The organism is Kitasatospora sp. NPDC089913, from assembly GCF_044748625.1.
Classification (GTDB): Bacteria; Actinomycetota; Actinomycetes; order Streptomycetales; family Streptomycetaceae; genus Kitasatospora.
The window spans coordinates 113,852-130,463 of the sequence record NZ_JBIVGI010000005.1 but is presented as its reverse complement, the minus strand read 5'-3'; the positions used below and the strand labels follow the sequence as shown (position 1 = coordinate 130,463).

Genomic DNA, 16,612 nt, shown 5'->3' with positions numbered 1-16,612 from the left:
CTCCAGTTCTCGACGACGCCTCCACCCTCCCCGCGGCACCCCCGGGCGCGCGTCGTCGGCGGGGACGGACCGTGGCTGCATCTTTCGATGTAGCCGGGCTCCTCCCGCCTCCGGAGCCGGGCGCGGTCCGGGGATGATCTGATGGGGTCGTGCGCAGACCCACACCCACCCCACGGCAGGTCGATGCCACGATCGCGCTGGCCGGGCTGGCCGGCGGACTGCTGCTGATCGCCTTCAAGGTGTACGACCAGTCGTCGTCGATGCCTCGCTGGCAGGTGCTGCCGGCGCTGCTGGCGATGGCGGCCCTGGAACTGGTCCGGCGGACCAGGCCGATCACCATCGCGGTGCTCGGTGGGCTGGTCTTCGCCGGGAGCATCTTCTCCGGCGCCCTGCTGGCGACCACCATGATGTACACCGACCTGCTCTACGCGGCGGTGGTGTACGGGCCCCGGCGGATGTCGCCGGTCCTGCACGTCACCGGGACCGCCTCGGTGCTGGTGCTGACCACCCTGACCCTCGTCTACGGCGACACGGGTTCGGCGGTCGCGGTGGCCGTGATCACCACCCTGGTCTTCCTGGGCCCGCTCTGGAGCGCCGACATCGTGCGCAAGCACCGGCAGGAGGCGGAGTCCCAGCGGCTGCGGGCGGAACAGACCGCGCTGCTCTCGGAGATGGACCGGCGCGAGGCGGTGGTCGCCGAACGGTCGAGGATGGCGCGCGAGTTGCACGACGTGGTGGCCAACCACCTGTCGGCGATCGCGATCCACGCGACCGGCGCGCAGTCGATGGCGCGGCGTCAGGGCCGGCCGGCGGACGATCCGGTGCTGGAGGTGCTGGGCGTGATCCGCGAGAACAGCGTCCAGGGGCTGGCCGAAATGCGCCGCATCGTCGGGCTGCTGCGGGAGAGCGGCGGGGGCGAGGCCGACGAGTCGTACGCCGCGCCGGACCTGTCGGCGGTGGACGCGCTGCTCGCCAAGGCGCGGGCGGCCGGGCGGGACGTCGGGCTGGACTTCGAGCTGACCGAGAGCGGCGAGCGCGGGGTCCTGCCGGTGCCGGTCGGCCTGGCCGCGTACCGGATCGTGCAGGAGTCGCTGACCAACGCGCTCAAGCACGCCGGCCCGGGGGAGGTCCGGGTGCTGCTGGACTTCCGGCCCGGGGAGCTGAGGATCAGGGTGGACAGCCCGTTCCGGACCGGCGCCGGGCAGGCGCTGCCGGGGGCCAGGGCCGGGCTGGTCGGCATGGCGGAACGGGCCTCGCTGCTGGGCGGAGGCTTCGAGGCCGGGCCGAAGGACGGGAGCTGGAGCGTGCGCGCGGTGCTGCCGAGGGAGCACTCGACGGAGGAAGGGGCGGGACGGTCATGACGATCCGGGTACTGGTCGCGGAGGACCAGGCGGCGGTGCGCGCGGCACTGGTGATGATCCTGCGGGCCGAGCCGGACCTGGAGGTGGTCGGCCAGGCGGCGGACGGCGAGGAGGCCGTCCGGCTGGCGCTGGAGCTGCGGCCCGACGTCGTCCTGATGGACGTGCAGATGCCGCGGCTGGACGGGGTCTCGGCCACCCGCCAGGTGGTGACGGCCGGGGCCGCGCAGGTGCTGGTGCTGACGACCTTCGACCTGGACGAGTACGTCTACGGCGCGCTGCGGGCCGGTGCGGCCGGGTTCCTGCTGAAGGACCTGGAGGCGGACGCGCTGGTCGACGGCATCCGCACGGTGGCGCGCGGGGACGGCATGCTGGCGCCCTCGGTGACCCGCCGGCTGATCGGGACCTTCGCCCGGCCGGAGCGGCAGGTGGGGCCGGAGGTCCGGACGGCGGTGGCCGGGCTGACGCCGCGCGAGCGGGAGGTGCTGGCCTGCATCGGTGCCGGGCTGTCGAACGGTGAGATCGCCGGGCGGCTGGAGATGGCGGAGGCGACCACCAAGACCCATGTCAGCCGGATCCTGGCCAAGCTGAGGCTGCGCAGCCGGGTGCAGGCGGCGATCCTGGCCCAGGATCTCGGGCTGATGATCTGACCCGTCCGATCGATCCGATCAGCTGACCTTCTCGCCCGCTCAGGTCTGTCGCAGATCACACCCCCGGATGCCACCACGGGCGCCGGATCGGCATTAAAGTCCCGCCCATGAGTGATGCGGCTCGGTGGGTGACCCCTGCCTTGAGCCGCCTTCAGGGCCCGCCCACCAGGGCGGCGACGGCATCGGGAGACCAAGCCATGAGCAGTGCGTCCAGCAAGCAGATCGCCGTGATCGGGGCCGGCCTGATGGGCGCCGGCATCGCCCAGGTCTCCGCCCAGGCCGGCCACCCGGTGGTCCTGCGCGACGTGACCGAGGAGGCGCTGCGCCGTGGCCTCGACGGCATCCGCGCCTCGTACGACAAGTTCGTCTCCAAGGGCCGGCTCACCGCCGAGGACGCCGAGGCGGCGCTCGGCCGGATCACCACCACCACCGACCTCGGCGCGGTCGCCGAGGCGGACATCGTGGTCGAGGCGGTGTTCGAGCAGCTGGAGGTCAAGGAAGGCGTCTTCAAGGAGCTCGACAAGCTCGCCAAGGACGGCGCGGTGCTCGCCTCCAACACCTCCGCCATCCCGATCACCCGGATCGCCGCCGCCACCTCGCGCCCCGAGTCCGTCGTCGGCGTGCACTTCTTCTCGCCGGTGCCGCTGATGAAGCTGGTCGAGCTGGTCCGCGGCTACAAGACCAGTGACGAGACGCTGGCCACCGCCCGGGCCTTCGCCGAGGGCGTCGGCAAGGACGTCGTGGTGGTCAACCGCGACGTGGCCGGTTTCGTCACCACCCGTCTGATCACCGCCCTGGTCGTCGAGGCAGCCAAGCTCTACGAGTCGGGCGTCGCCTCCGCCGAGGACATCGACACCGCCTGCCGGCTCGGTTTCGGCCACCCGATGGGCCCGCTGGAGACCGCCGACCTGACCGGCGTGGACATCCTGCTGCACGCCGCGCGGAACATCTACAGCGAGACCCAGGACGAGAAGTTCGCCGCTCCGGAGATCATGGCGCGCATGGTCACCGCCGGTGACCTGGGCCGCAAGAGCGGCCGCGGTTTCTACCCGTACCCGGGCAAGTGACGGCCGCCGGCTGAGCCGACGGACCGGACGGGCCGTGCGGTCGCGGGACCGCGCGGCCCGTTCTGCCGGACCTGGTGAGTTTCCTCACGCCGGTGCCGCAGACGGGTGATTTGGGCGGTAATCGAGCGTAAGTGTGGAGAGTTCCTGCGTATATTCCCTCGGACGAGTGAAGTTGCTTCAGATCCGGCCGGAACCAGCAACCCGAGGGCCCGGCTCGCCGTCAGATGGATGACGGGGAACCCGGCATTCCGTCCGGGGCCGGCGCGCGGGGCCGCAGCGCCCGCCCGACGCCCGGAGCGTCACCGCCCCCGGTCCGGCACCGCCGGCGGCACCCGTACCGACCGAGACCCACCCGGCCACCGACCCCACCGAGACCCACCCGGCCACCGACACCCGGCGGCACCGACCGCCAGGACCGGCGCCGAGCCCGGTCCGCCCCGGCACGCCGGGCCCGCCCCGCGGAGGAGGAGAGCATGCGCATCACCGGCAACCACGTGGCGCTGGCCCTCGAAGGCCGCCTCGACGTGCGTACCGCCGCCGACGCGCGGGCGCGGCTGCACCAGGCCGTCGACGGCGGCCTCGGCGACCTCGTGCTCGACCTCGGCCGGCTGGAGTTCTGGGACGCCACCGGCCTGGGCGTGATCATGGGTACCCACCGCCGGGCCGGACGGATCGGCCGGCGGCTGGTGCTCCGTTCCGTCCCGGCCCAGCTCCAGCGCCTCCTGGTGGCCACCCGGCTGCACCGCATCCTCGCCGTCGAGGGCGTCACCGCCGACTCCCTGGGCGCCACCCTGCCGGCCCTCTGACCGCCCCGGCGCCGCTCCCGGAGCGGCCCCGGACCTCGCGATCCCCTGCGCCGCTCGGCCGGTGACGGCCCGACGCTGCGCGGGCGGGTGCGGATGTGCGAGAGTCTGGCGTCAGGAAACGGCCGCCGGGGCCCGGCCGCGGGCCGCGGACGCGGCCGGCCGGTACGGAGCGACGGCGCGAGCGCGGGGCGGAGCAGAACGTGGCACAGCCAACCGGGGACTTCCGGCAGGAGTCCGTGCGCACCCGGAACGGTGAACTCGTCTCCGGCGGACTGCTGGTGGGGGTCGGCGGTCCCGAGGGCTCCGAGGTCCGGCCCTGTCCCGAGGAGTGGCGCCCCCGCCCCCGCCGGACCGGGCCGGGAGCACCCGCCCGCGGCCCGGTCGGCGATCCCGGCCGCCAGGTCGGCCCGCTGGCGCTCGGCGCCGGCCCCGCCGACCTCCCGCTGCTCGACCGCGAGGCCGACATCGCCCAACTGCTCGGCCTGCTCGCCGAGGGGCGCTCGATACGCCTGGTCGGCCAGGCCGGTTCCGGCCGCAGCACCCTGCTGTCGGCCGTCGCCGCGGCCGCCGGCGACCTCGCCCCCGGCGGCGTGGTCCAGCTCCGCGGCCACCGGCGCACCGCCGCCGACCTGCTCCAGGAACTCTTCGCCGCGACCCACCACGCCCCCGGCTTCCGCCCCGACCCCGGTCAGCTCGCCGAGCACCTCGCGGGTGTCGGCGCGATCGTCGTCATCGACGAGGTCGAACCCGCCGGCGCCGAACTTGAGGCGCTGCTCGCCACCGCGCCCGACTGCGCCTTCCTGATCTCCTCCGCCGCCGACGGCCCGCTGCTCCCGGCCGACTCCCGGCTCCAGGACCACCTGGTGGCCGGTCTCTCCCGGCAGGCCTGCCTGGCGCTCGCCGCGCGGCTGGCCGGACGGCCCCTGGACGCGGCCGAGAAGGCCTGGGCGGTGGACCTCTGGTTCGAGTCCGAGGGACTGCCGCTGCGCTTCGTCCAGGCCGCCGCGCTGCTGCGGCAGCGGGACGTCGCGGTGGACGCCCTGGTCGCCGCCGAGGAGGACCGGATGGACGTCTTCGGCGCCGTCCGGGAGCCCGTCCACGACCCCGACCCGGCGGTCCGCGAGGCGTCGCTGCGGGGCAGCGTGCCGCTGCCCTCGGTCGCCGAGTCCACCCTCCCCGCCGTCCGGCTGGCCGAGGGGCTGAGCGAGACCGCCCAGGCCGTGCTGAGGCTCGCGGTGGCCCTCGGAGGCGAGTGCCCGACCGCCCCGCACCTGCCCGCCCTCATCGACGTCGGCCAGGGCGAGAGCGCGCTCGCCGAACTCGCCGACGCCGGACTCGCGGTCTCGATCGGCGGCCACCACCGGCTGACCGCCGGGGCGCTGGACCTGCTCGCCCCGCACTGGCCGGCCCGGGACAGCGTGGACGGCGCCGCCCAGCACTTCTCCTGGTGGGTCGGGCACTCCTCGGTCTCGCTGCCGCAGATCGCGGCCGAGGCCGAGGTGGTGATCGGTGTGCTGCTCGCCGACCGGGCCGCCGGGCGGCACGACTCGGTGCGAAGGCTGGCGCGGGCGGCTGCCCCCGCACTGGCCCTGGCGCTGCGCTGGGGGGCCTGGGAGCGGGCGCTGGAGCTCGGCCTGGAGGCGGCCCGGCGGACCGGTGCCGGGGCCGACGAGGCCTGGTTCCGCCACGAGCTGGGTGTGTACGCCGTCTGTGTCCACGAACCCGGCCGGGCCGTGGCCGAGTTGGAGGCCGCGCTGAGGCTGCGGTCCGCGCTCGGCGAGGTGCGGGGGGCGGCCGGGGCGCGCCGGATGCTCGACCTGCTGCGGGCCGAGGGCCGCCAGTTGACGGCCGCGGCGCCGGCGGGCCCGGGTTCGGTCCGCAGGCCCGGTATCCGGGCCATCGCGCGGGTGCCGCTGCGGATCGGCGCGGCGGCGGCGGCCGGTCCTGGCCGGAGCAGACGGACGGTCATAGCCGCCTCGGCGGCGGTGCTGGCGCTGGGCGTGCTCGGGACGGCGGTCGGGCTGACGGTGACCGGGGAGGACCGCGGCAACGACCCGCACAGCAGCAGCGACGACGGTTCGACCCTGCCCGGCGCCGGGACCTCGCCGCGTCCGTCCTCGCCCCGGCCGTCGGCCTCGGGGGCCTCCTCGCCGGTCACCCTGCCGGCCGGCGGAGCGTCCGAGGGGGCGGTCGGGCCGGTGCAGCAGTCGACGGCCGGCACCGTGCCGAGCGGCGGCGCGACGGCCTCCCGGACCCCCTCGGGGTCGCCGTCGGCCTCGGGCTCGGCCTCGAAGAAGCCGACCGGCTCGCCGAGCCCCGGAGGCAGCACCGCCGCCACACCCCCGCCGACCCAGGCCCCCAACCCGCCGCAGCCTCCCGGGGGCGGTACGGGCGGCGGTACGGGCGGTACGGGCGGCGGCGGGACCGTGGGCGGGGGGAACGGCGGCACCCAGCCGACCGGGGATCCCAGCCCGCCGCCGTCCGTACCCTCGCCGACGGCGACCCAGACGGCGACCCAGACACCAACCCAACCGCCGACTCAGAGTCCTACCGGGACGGCCACGCCGACGGGCCCGGCGAGCCCGACGACGTCCGCCCCGGTGTCCTCGTCGATGTCCTCGCCGGCCGGCTGACCGGCCGGCCGGGGGTCAGAACAGCTTCAGCTTGTCGTCGTCGATGCCGCGCAGCCCGTCGTAGTCCAGCACCACGCAGCCGATGCCGCGGTCGGTGGCCAGCACGCGGGCCTGGGGCTTGATCTCCTGCGCGGCGAAGACGCCCTTCACCGGGGCCAGCAGCGGGTCCCGGTTGAGCAGTTCCAGGTAGCGGGTGAGCTGTTCGACACCGTCGATCTCGCCGCGCCGCTTGATCTCCACGGCGACCGTGGTGCCGTCGGAGTCGCGGCACAGGATGTCCACCGGGCCGATCGCGGTCGGGTACTCGCGGCGGATCAGCGACCAGCCGGCGCCGAGCACCTCCATCCGGTCCGCGAGCAGCTCCTGGAGGTGCGCCTCGACGCCGTCCTTGATGAGACCGGGGTCCACCCCGAGTTCGTGGGAGGAATCGTGCAGCACCTCCTCCAGCGTGATGATGAGCTTCTCGCCGGCCTTGTTCTCCACCGTCCAGACCCCGTCGGCCTCCCTGAGGACGCACGGCGGGGACATCCAGTTGAGCGGCTTGTAGGCACGGTCGTCGGCGTGGATGCTGACGCTGCCGTCGGCCTTGACCAGGATGAGCCTGGTGGCGGAGGGCAGATGGGCGGAGAGCCGACCGGCATAGTCGACTGAGCAGCGGGCAATTACGAGACGCACGGTCGACCACGCTAGCCCACCGGGGCCAGTTGATGCGATTCCACGACGACGGGGTGAAGAATCCGCGAACCCGGCCACGATGGATGCCCTGCGATCCCGTCAAAGCCTGTCGGCACCCTGGCGGCCACCACCATAGACAGCTACGGTGTGTGACGGCTTGCTTGCGGGAGCGCTGTCAACGGGGATGGAGACTTCAGATGAACGATCCGACAGGTTCCGGCCAATCCGCCGCACGGGGGCGTATTCCCGGAGGAATCCGCCGGAACCACCGGCCTGGTCCGTCGTTGGCTGCCACGCTGTTCTGAGCGGCGGCGCCCCGGCCGCGTCCCTCGACGGACCAGCGGCGCCCCTGCCTCGGCGCGCGTTGCCGGGAACAACGGTCGTCCGACGGCGTCACACCCGTCCGACGGTGTTCCGGACACGGACGCGCCTACACCCTCACCCTCAGCTCTGACTTGGACCACGCATCACCGCCCGCGCGCCGCGCGGGCGGTCCCGAGAGGAGAATCCATGTCGCTCGACGTCTCACCGGCCCTGCTGGAGAAGGCCGAGCGGGACGAGGTCGACGAGCGGGAGTTCGTCGACTGCGTCCGCGTCTCCCTGCCGTACGCCTGGGAGCTGATCAGCTCGCTGGTCGCCCGGGCCGAGGTCGACGGCACCGACTTCGCCGACAACCATGTACCGCCGCCCAGCGAGCAGGCCCGCGGCCAGCTCCTGCGGGCACTGGCCAGCGACGCCATCCGGGGAGCCCTGGAGCGGCACTTCGGCGTCCGGCTGGCCTTCCAGAACTGTCACCGGGTGGCGGTCTTCCGGCCGTCCTCCGCCAACAAGAAGCGGTACGAGCGCTTCACCTCGGTCCGCGAGCAGCTCCTCAACCAGTCCGACGAACTCCGGGACTGTTAGTCGCCCGCTCGCTGTGTTGTCGCCCGCTCGCCTCTGTCGTGGGGCTCGGGGCGGTGCTTTCGCCCGCTCGCCTCCCTCGTGGGGCTCGGGGCGGGAGTCGCCCGCTCGCCTCCGGGCGCTCTGCTCCGGCGCCGGGGCGCAGGCCGGCCGCCGGCAACCCCTCGGGTCCCGGCGGCCGTGCGTCAGCCGAGTTGCGGCAGGACCTCGGAGCCGAGCCGCGCGATGTTGTGCAGGGTGGCCTCCCGGTCGCCGCTGCCTTCGGCGAGCAGCGCGAACCGGCGGATGCCGGTCCGCTCGGCGGTGGCCAGCAGCCGGTCCGCGCACTGCCTCGGGGTTCCGACCGCGTGCAGGTCGCAGAGCAGCTCGGTGTACTGGTGCGGATCGCGCATCTTCCGCTCCCGGCCGTCCACCGTGCGGTGGGCGCCGAGCCCGAACTCGAACCAGCCGGGCATGGCGCCCAGCAGGGTGGCCCGGGCGGTCGAGGCACGGTCGTCGACCTGGGCGACCCCGGCCGCGACGTGCTGACGGGTGATCCGCCGCAGTTGCTCCTCGCCGCGCCCGGCCGCCAGCCAGGCGGAACGATACAGCTCCAGCATGTGCAGCTTGTCCTCGTCGCCGGAGTGCATGCCCAGCAGCATCGGCAGGCCCCGCTCGGCGGCGGTGCGGACCCCGCCGGGCGAGGTGCAGGCCACCACCATCGGCGGGCCGGCCACCGGCCGGCCGGTGGCGGTGAGCTCCTCGGCGGAGCCGTCGGCGTCCAGGCGCTGGCGGGGGAAGCGCAGGGTGCCGGCCCGTTCGTCGAGGCCGAGCCAGGCGCCGAGGTCCGGCTGCCGCGGCGGCTCGGTGGCCCGTGGCACCACGGCGACCTCGGGGAAGGTGAACTGCGGCCCGGCCGCGCCCACCCGGGTCCCGCGCAGCCAGCGCAGCAGCAGGTCGAGCCGCTCCGGGAAGCCCCGTTCGAAGGCGTCGACACCGCCGCCGAACACCTCCAGGTCGATCCACGGGCCGCCGCGCCCCACCCCGAGCGTGAAGCGTCCGTCGGAGGTGAGGTGCAGCAGTGCCGCCTGTTCCCCGAGAGCCACCGGATGGGTGGTGGAGAGCACGCTGACCGCCGTGCCGATGCCGATCCGCCTGGTCCGGCCGAGCAGCAGTGCGGCCAGCGTGGCGGCGTTGGGGCAGACCCCGTACGGGACGAAGTGGTGCTCGGCCAGCCAGACGCTGTCGAGTCCCGCCTGTTCGGCCGCGACGGCGGCGCGGACGGTGCGGTCGAGCGCCTCCCCGTGGGTCTGGCCGGGGAACTGCGCCGAGAGCAGGAACGCCCCGACCTGGACGGGTGCGGTGTCCGCGCCGGCGGCGGTGGTGCGCCGGTCCGCCGGCAGCGGGGTGCCGGCGGCGGCCGTCACGGTGGTGGGGGTCAGCGCCGGGCCGGGGGCCGGCGGGCGTACCCCGACGGGCCGGCGGGTCTCGGCGCGGGTGCTGGTTCTGGTCATGGTGAGGCCTCCTCGGGTGCGCGCAGGGTCTGCGGGCCCCGCCTGTCCCCTCGTGAGTAGCCCATGTCATGTGCCAATGGCACGCCGAACCACCAATTTCCCAGAGAATCGGGTGGATCTCACGGGAAACAGCCGATCATCCTCCGATGCCGTGATAGTGGCCCGCCCCGGCGGTGCGCGGCCGTACGCTGGAACGGTTCCCGACACCCCGCAGAGAGGTAGTCCGACGTGTCGCCCCGACGCAACCGGATCAAGAGCGCCGCCGAACCGGACCGGGCGGAGCCGGCCGCCCCGATGGGCAGCTCGATGCGCCGGACCGAGAGTTACCAGGGCGACGACTGGGTGGTGCAGACGGTCGCCGGGACGGCCGGCCGGCACTACCGCTGCCCGGGCTGCGACCAGGAGATCCCGCCCGGGACGGGGCACCTGGTGGCGTGGCCGCTGCACGGCGCGGGCGTGGACGACCGGCGGCACTGGCACCGGGCCTGCTGGGGCGCGCGGGAGCGCCGGGCCTCGAACCTGCTCCGCGGCCGCGGCGCTCCCCGCTACTGACCCGTACCGGTCGGTCCGCACCGACCGGTTCCGGCGTCCCGCCCGGCTCAGGCGTCGCGGTTCTTCAGCACCAGCGCCCCGCCGGCCAGCGCGGCGACCGTCCAGGCCAGGCAGATCAGGAAGCCCGCCCACGGCCCGTACGGCTGGCCGTGCTGCTCGTAGACCAGCAGCATCCGGGAGCCCGCGTAGTCGGGGAAGTAGTGGGCGACGGTCTTGGCGCCGGGCACCGCGGAGAGGATCGGCGAGAGCAGGAAGAAGAACGGCACCAGCACGCCCAGCGCGAGGGTCTGGTTGTGCAGCATCGTGGTGACCCCGGCCGAGAAGAGGCAGAGCATCGTCAGGTAGAGCGCGGCGCCGAACACCGCGCGCAGCACGTTCGGCTCGCCCAGCGAGGTCGAGTGGTCGCCGAGCAGCGCCTGGCCGGTGAAGAAGGTCAGGAAGGCCGTCACCAGCGAGACCGCCAGGGCGAGCCCCCCGAGCACCACGGCCTTGCCGGTGAGCAGGGTGCCGCGCTGCGGGACGGCCGCCAGGGTGACCCGGATCATCCCGCTGCTGTACTCGTTGCCGATCGCCAGGACGCCGAAGACGATGATCGCCAGCTCGCCGAGGAGAATGCCGGAGAAGGCGGTGCCGGTGGCGTCGAACGGGGTGTTGTCGCTGCGGAACTCCTCGAAGTTGTTGTTGGTCAGCAGCGACAGCAGGGCGCCGACGCCGAGGGTGACCACGAAGGTCAGCGCGAGGGTCCAGATCGTCGAGCGGACGCTGCGGATCTTGGTCCACTCGGAGCGCAGGACCGCGGGGAAGGACGCCATCTCAGTTCTCCTCCGTGCCGCGGGCGGCCGGCTGCCCGGCCGCCCCGCCCTTCCAGTCGGCGCCCCAGACGCCGGGTGCGCCGGCCGCGTCCCGGCCCGGTCCGTCGCCGGCGTGGTACTCCACCGCGTCGGCCGTCATCTGCATGAACGCCTCCTCCAACGAGGCCTGCTGCGGGCTGAGTTCGTGCAGCACCACGCCGTTCGCGGCGGCCAGGTCGCCGAGTGCGGCGAGGTCGCCGTCGACCACCTCGACCGAACCCCCGGGGCCCGCCTCGTGCCGCAGCCCGGCGCCGGCCAGCGCGTCGAGCAGCCGCTCGGGCTGCGGGGTGCGCAGCCGGACGGCGGAGCGGGAGTTGCGCCGGATGAATTCGGCCATCGGCAGGTCGGCCAGCAGCCGGCCCCGGCCGATGACCACCAGGTGGTCCGCCGTGACGGCCATCTCGCTCATCAGGTGGGAGGAGACGAAGACGGTCCGGCCCTCGGCGGCGAGGCGCTTCATGAGGTTGCGGATCCAGAGGATGCCCTCCGGGTCGAGCCCGTTCACCGGTTCGTCGAACATCACGATCTCCGGGTCCCCGAGCAGTGCGCAGGCGATGCCGAGGCGCTGGCCCATGCCGAGCGAGAAGCCGCGGGCCCGCTTGCGGGCGACCGGGGTGAGGCCGACCAGGGCGAGCGCCTCGTCGACCCGGCGCTCGGGGATCCGGTTGCTCTGGGCGAGCCAGAGCAGGTGGTCCCGGGCGGTGCGGCCGGGGTGGACGGCCTTGGCCTCCAGCAGCGCGCCGATGTACTTGAGCGGTTCGCTCAGCTGTCCGTATCTCCTGCCGTCGATGGTGACCCGGCCGCCGGTGGGGCGGTCCAGGTCGAGGATCATGCGCATCGTGGTGGACTTCCCGGCACCGTTGGGCCCCAGGAACCCGGTGACCACGCCCTGCGGGACCTTGAAGCTCAGCCGGTCGACGGCCAGGGTCGAGCCGTAACGTTTGGTCAGGTCGTGCAACTCGATCATCGCTGCTCCCTTACTCTCCGTCAGGCTATGACAAAGCGGACAAGGTGGCCCGCTGAGTGGGCCCGCCGGGCGCACCGGAATACGGTGGCCCCATGACCCAGCTCCCCTCCGCAGTGTCGGTCCGCGAGAGCGGTACCGGAACTCCCCTCGTGCTGCTGCACGCCTTTCCGCTCAGTGCCGCCATGTGGTCCGCCCAACTGGAGACGCTGCCCGGCCCGACCGGGGACCGGGCCCGGGTGATCGCCCCGGACCAGCGCGGCTTCGGCGGTGCCGGGCTGGGCTCCGAGGAGCCCTCGCTGGACACCGTCGCCGACGACGTCGCCCGGCTGCTGGACACCGCCGGGATCGACCGGACGGTGCTCGGCGGGCTCTCCATGGGCGGCTACGTGGCTTTGGCCTTCGCCGAGCGCCACCCCGACCGGCTGGCGGGCCTGCTGCTGGCCAACACGAAGGCCACCGCCGACCCGGAGCCGGCCAGGACCAACCGGGAGCGGATCGCGGCCGCGGTACTGGCCCGGGACAGCGTCCGGCTGCTGCTCGACGAGCGGATGGCGGCCGGCCAGCTGGGGCCGGACTCCCAGCATCTGGTGGGCCGGGTGGAGGGGATGGTCGCGGCCGCCCCGCCGGCCACCGTCGCGTGGGCGCAGCGGGCCATGGCGGCCCGCCCGGAGCGGCTGGAGGTGCTGGCCGGGGTGCGGGTGCCGACCGCCGTGCTGGCGGGCGCGGAGGACGCGCTGATGCCCGTCGGCGAGGCCGAGCTGATGGCGCGGGCCCTGCCGGACGCCGAGCTGACCGTGCTGCCCCGGGTGGGGCACCTGAGCGCGATCGAGGCGCCGGAGGCCTTCGACGCGGTCGCGCGCCGGCTGCTGGAGCGGGTGGTGGCGGCGGGATGACGGAGGACCGTGCGGAGGCCGGCGGCTGGGACTTCTCCGCGTTGGAGGTGACCGGCCGGATCCCGTTGACCAACCGGGGCGAGGGGCTGCTCGAACTGACCCTGGAGCCGCTGGGGGAGGACTACTGGATGCGTCCGGGGGAGACGTTCATCGTCACCTCGTACGGCGACTACGGGTCGGGGCACCCGTTCGAGGTGCAGTACTGGCCGGACTCGGTGTCGGTCTGGTGCACCTCGTGGTTCGGCACCGTCTCGGACGACGAGGGCAACCAGCTGAGCCACGGCCACCAGCGGCCGGACGGCGCCTACCCGCGCTGAGCCGCCCGCCCGCGCCGAGGAAGCGTGACGGCCCCCGCCCGGGAGGGGCGGGGGCCGTCGGGGTTCGCGGACCGCGTCAGCGCGACTGCTGGGCGGGCACGCCCATGGTGTCGTCGTTCGGCAGCGAGGCGGCGGCCACGGCCGCGCCGGTCAGCGTCGCCAGCATCTCGCGGACGTTGGTCAGCTGGGCGTTGATGCTGTCGCGGCGGTTGGTCAGCGCCGCCAGCTCGCGCTCGGACTCGCTGCGGATGCGGTCGGCCTTGGCGTTGGCGTCGGCCACGATGTCCTCGGACTGGCGCTGGGCCGTCTCGACGGTCTGGCGGGCACGGCGCTCGGCGTCGGTGCGCAGCTTCTCGGCCTCCAGGCGCAGCTGCTCGGCCCGGTGCTCGATCTCGGCCAGCCGCTTCTCGGCCTTGGCCTGGCGGGCGGCCAGGTCGCGCTCGGACTGCTCGCGGCGCTTCGCCAGGTTGGTCTCGAACTCCAGCGCGGCCTGGGCGGCCTTGGTGCGGGTCTCCTCGAAGAGGGCGTCCGCCTCCTCGCGCTTGTTCTGCGCGTCCTTGTTGGCCTCGGCGCGCAGCTGGGCGGAGTCGCTCTTGGCCTTGTCGACGATCCGCAGACCCTCGTCCTCGGCCTTGGCCTTGCGGTCCTTGGCGTAGTTCTCGGCCTCGGTGCGCACCTGCTGGGCGGCGGCCTCGGCGAGCTCGCGGTGCTGCTCGGCGGCGCGGTGCGCCTCCTCGCGCAGGTCCTTGGCCTCCTCCTCGGCGAGGCGCAGGATCTTCTCGACCCGGGCACCGAGACCGGCGTACGACGGCTCCGCCTCGGCGACCGCCGCCTGGGCGGTCTGGGTCTCCAGGTGGAGCTCCTCGATGCGCTTCTCGAGTGCGCTGATCCGGGTCAAGGCACTGTCACGGTCGGCCACCAGCTTGGTGATCCGCTCGTCGACCTGGGCGCGCTCGTACCCACGGCGCACCAGGTCGAAGCCGTGAGGGGAGTGACTGTCGCTCATGGGGTTCTGGGCTTCCTGTCGTCAAACCGCTGAGGTGGTTGAGGGAATCCTGACACGGTACCGGAGTGTCGGCGGCGAAACGCCGTTGTCCCGCGGACAATGTCCGCTCAATCGGGTGGTGCGCTCTTGGAGCGATTGCCACCCGATCGGGGAGAGCCAATTCCGGCACCGGCCTTGGCACTCCCTTCCTTCTTGGTACTTCCCCCGTTTGCCTGTGCGACCGGTGACGGTGCCTCGAAGGCCTCGAGCGCGGACAGCACGTCCTGCACCCTGGAGATCTCGGTGTTGATGTCCTTGCGCCGGCGCACCAGTTCGTCCAGCTCGCGCCGGCCCTCGTCGGTGACCCGCTGCGCCTCGGCCCTGGCCTCGGCGAGCAGCCGCTCGGCCTCCGCCCGGGCGAGCTCGATCTGCTCGTCCGCGGTCCGGTCGGCGGCCCGCAGCCGCTTCTCGGCCTCGGCGGCGGCCGACTCCAGCCGCTCCTCCGCCTCGTCCTGGGCGGACTTCAGCTTCGCCTCGGCCTTGACGATCAGGGCCTCGGCGCGGTCGGTGGAACTGGCGAGCTTGGTCTCGGCCTCCTTCAGCAGGCCCTCGGCCTTGCGGACGGCGGACAGCCGGACCTTGCTGGCCTCGCTCGACGCCTCCGAGGTCAGCTCGTTGGCGCGGTCCTCGGCGCCCGCGACCAGCGCCGCCGCCCGGTCCTCGGCCTCGGCGACGGTGGCGACCGCCTGCTCCTCGGCCTCGGTCAGCTGGTCCTGGGCGGCCGTCACCAGGGCGTCCACCCGCTCGCCGGCCGACTTCATGGCCTGCGCGTTCTCCTTGCGGGCGCGCTCGTGCAGGGCCTCGACCTCGGCGTCGGTGCGCTCGCGCAGCTCCTCGGCGCGCTCGCGGATCGCGGTGGCGTCCCGGCGGGCCTCGGAGAGCAGCGCGTCGGCGTCGGAGCGGCCCTTCTCGACCGCCTCCTGCCCGGTGGCCTCGCCGGCCGCGACCAGTCGGTCGGCCTCCTTGCGGGCGGCGGCGACCATCGCGTCGGCCTGCTCCTCGGCGGCGGCGGTGGTGGCCAGCGCGGTGGTGCGGGCGTCCTCGCCGAGCGCCTCGGCGTCCGCGAAGGCCTTCTCCAGGACGGACTTGGCGTGCTCGCGGGTGGACTTGTCGAACTGCTCGGCGGCCTCGCGGGTGTCCGCGTCGTAGGCGTCCGCGCGGGCGTGGGTGTCGGCGTCGTAGTCGTCGGCGAGGGTGCGGGTGGCGAGCGCGTACTCCTCGGCCTCGGCCCGCAGCGCGGCGGCGAACTCCTCCGCCTCCGCGATGCCCGCGGCGGCCCGGTCCTCGCCCGCGGCCACCGTCCGGGCGGCGAGCTCCGCGGCCTCGGCGCGCTGCCGGTCGGCGTCCTCCTGGGCCGCCCGCAGGGTGTCGTCCGCCTCGGCGCGCAGCTGCTCGTCCCAGGCCAGGGCCTCGGCCCGGTGCCGGGCCAGCTCGGCCTCGGCGGACTCGCGCTCGGCGGCGAGTTCCAGCTCGGTCTGCTCGCGCAGCGCGGTCGTCTCGGCGTCGGTGCGGGCCCGCAGGTCGGTGGTCTCCCGCTCGGCGGTCGCCCGCAGCTCCGCCACCTCGTGCTCGACCGCGTCGCGCAGCTCGGTGGTCTCGCGGTCGGCCAGTGCCCGCAGTTCGGTGGTCTCGCGGTCGGCGGTGTCGCGCAGTTCGGCGGCGGCCCGCTCGGCCTGCTCGCGGTGCTCCGCGGCCTCCCGCTCGGCGGTGGCCCGGAGTTCGGCGATCTGCTGGGAGGCGGTCTCGTGCAGCCCGGCCACCGACTGGCGGACCCCGGCGGCCTCCTCCTCGGCGGCCTCGACCAGTGCGGCGGCCTCGGTCCCGGCGACGGCGACCAGTTCCTCGCCGTCGCGCCGGGCCTGCTCCAGCTCCTCGCCGGCCTCGGCCCGGATCGTCGCCGCCGTGGCCCGGGCCTCGGACAGCTCGCGGCCGGCCTCGGCGCGGACCGTCGCGGCCTGCTCGTCGGCGAGCGCGCGCTCGGCCTCGGCCCGCTCGCGCAGCTCCGCCGCGGCCGCCTCGGCCTCGGCCCGGAGCCGGGTGGTCTCGGCGGTGGTGTGCTCGGTGAGGTCGGCGGCGGCTGCCTCGGCCTCGGTGCGGACGCGTTCGGCGTGGGTGTCGGCGGCCTCGCGGACGGCGGCGGCCTCGGTGGCGGTGCGTGCGGCCAGTTCCTCCGCGGCCGCCTCGCTGTCGGTCCGCAGCCGCTCGGCGGCCGACTCGGCCTCGGCGCGGAGCTGCTCGGCGGCGGCCCCGGCGGCCTCCAGGGCCCGCTCGGCCTCGGCCTGGAGCCGGGTGGTCTCGGTGGTGGTGCGTTCGGTGAGGTCGGCGGCGGCTGCCTCGGCCTCGGTGCGGACGCGTTCGGCGTGGGTGTCGGCGGCCTCGCGGACGGCGGCGGCCTCGGTGGCGGT

Annotated in this window: 14 protein-coding genes and 1 pseudogene; 9 read left to right on the top strand and 6 right to left on the bottom strand. The window is 74.5% G+C overall.

The window, feature by feature from the left end; translation table 11 throughout:
• The first annotated feature begins 149 nt into the window (after positions 1-149).
• From ACIPYS_RS10345 to ACIPYS_RS10325, 5 genes are all read left to right on the top strand, one after another.
• Positions 150-1,361, top strand: a complete 1,212-nt coding sequence (locus tag ACIPYS_RS10345; protein ID WP_400745280.1) for a sensor histidine kinase — start codon at positions 150-152, stop codon at positions 1,359-1,361.
• Positions 1,358-2,008 (top strand): response regulator transcription factor, encoded by a 651-nt coding sequence (locus ACIPYS_RS10340; RefSeq protein WP_093860502.1) that lies wholly within the window; start codon positions 1,358-1,360, stop codon positions 2,006-2,008. Before ACIPYS_RS10345 ends, ACIPYS_RS10340 begins: the two co-directional genes overlap by 4 nt.
• Before the next feature lie 197 nt (positions 2,009-2,205).
• Positions 2,206-3,075, top strand: a complete 870-nt coding sequence (locus ACIPYS_RS10335; RefSeq protein WP_093860501.1) for a 3-hydroxyacyl-CoA dehydrogenase family protein — start codon at positions 2,206-2,208, stop codon at positions 3,073-3,075.
• Positions 3,076-3,548: 473 nt separating this feature from the next.
• Positions 3,549-3,881 (top strand): STAS domain-containing protein, encoded by a 333-nt coding sequence (locus ACIPYS_RS10330; RefSeq protein WP_093860500.1) that lies wholly within the window; start codon positions 3,549-3,551, stop codon positions 3,879-3,881.
• Between the two features lie 200 nt (positions 3,882-4,081).
• On the top strand, positions 4,082-6,514 hold the full coding sequence (locus tag ACIPYS_RS10325; RefSeq protein ID WP_400745277.1) for an ATP-binding protein: 2,433 nt from the start codon (positions 4,082-4,084) through the stop codon (positions 6,512-6,514).
• Between the two features lie 15 nt (positions 6,515-6,529).
• On the opposite strand, the gene nucS is transcribed toward ACIPYS_RS10325, so the two are convergent.
• Positions 6,530-7,189, bottom strand: a complete 660-nt coding sequence (gene nucS, locus ACIPYS_RS10320; RefSeq protein WP_093860498.1) for an endonuclease NucS — start codon at positions 7,187-7,189, stop codon at positions 6,530-6,532.
• Positions 7,190-7,699: 510 nt separating this feature from the next.
• Here nucS and ACIPYS_RS10315 point away from each other — a divergent pair.
• Positions 7,700-8,092, top strand: coding sequence for an SCO5389 family protein (locus ACIPYS_RS10315; RefSeq protein WP_093860497.1), 393 nt, complete (start codon positions 7,700-7,702; stop codon positions 8,090-8,092).
• A gap of 182 nt (positions 8,093-8,274) precedes the next feature.
• Here the strand turns inward: ACIPYS_RS10315 and ACIPYS_RS10310 are convergent, their stop codons facing one another.
• Positions 8,275-9,582, bottom strand: coding sequence for an LLM class flavin-dependent oxidoreductase (locus ACIPYS_RS10310; RefSeq protein WP_400745276.1), 1,308 nt, complete (start codon positions 9,580-9,582; stop codon positions 8,275-8,277).
• Positions 9,583-9,810: 228 nt separating this feature from the next.
• Between ACIPYS_RS10310 and ACIPYS_RS10305 the strand changes: the two genes are divergently transcribed.
• Entirely contained in the window at positions 9,811-10,134 is a 324-nt protein-coding gene (locus ACIPYS_RS10305) for a hypothetical protein (protein WP_030392768.1), read from the top strand.
• Between the two features lie 47 nt (positions 10,135-10,181).
• Here the strand turns inward: ACIPYS_RS10305 and ACIPYS_RS10300 are convergent, their stop codons facing one another.
• Together ACIPYS_RS10300 and ACIPYS_RS10295 are read right to left on the bottom strand one after the other, a co-directional pair.
• Positions 10,182-10,946 carry an ABC transporter permease subunit gene (locus ACIPYS_RS10300; protein ID WP_093860495.1) on the bottom strand — a complete coding sequence of 255 codons (765 nt, stop codon included), beginning with the start codon at positions 10,944-10,946 and terminating at the stop codon, positions 10,182-10,184.
• 1 nt (position 10,947) lies between these two features.
• A complete protein-coding gene (locus ACIPYS_RS10295; protein ID WP_093860494.1) occupies positions 10,948-11,952 on the bottom strand; it encodes an ABC transporter ATP-binding protein in 1,005 nt (334 codons plus the stop codon).
• Between the two features lie 92 nt (positions 11,953-12,044).
• On the opposite strand from ACIPYS_RS10295, the gene ACIPYS_RS10290 reads away from it, so the two are divergent.
• On the top strand, positions 12,045-12,845 hold the full coding sequence (locus ACIPYS_RS10290) for an alpha/beta fold hydrolase (protein ID WP_400745275.1): 801 nt from the start codon (positions 12,045-12,047) through the stop codon (positions 12,843-12,845).
• Positions 12,842-13,162: a hypothetical protein gene (locus tag ACIPYS_RS10285; RefSeq protein WP_093860492.1), complete on the top strand. Its 321-nt coding sequence runs from the start codon at positions 12,842-12,844 to the stop codon at positions 13,160-13,162. Before ACIPYS_RS10290 ends, ACIPYS_RS10285 begins: the two co-directional genes overlap by 4 nt.
• 76 nt (positions 13,163-13,238) lie before the next feature.
• Here ACIPYS_RS10285 and ACIPYS_RS10280 read toward each other — a convergent pair whose 3' ends face one another.
• Together ACIPYS_RS10280 and ACIPYS_RS10275 are read right to left on the bottom strand one after the other, a co-directional pair.
• On the bottom strand, positions 13,239-14,168 hold the full coding sequence (locus tag ACIPYS_RS10280; RefSeq protein WP_030302799.1) for a cellulose-binding protein: 930 nt from the start codon (positions 14,166-14,168) through the stop codon (positions 13,239-13,241).
• A gap of 107 nt (positions 14,169-14,275) precedes the next feature.
• A pseudogene (locus ACIPYS_RS10275) lies at positions 14,276-16,612 on the bottom strand (hypothetical protein); the annotation flags it as partial.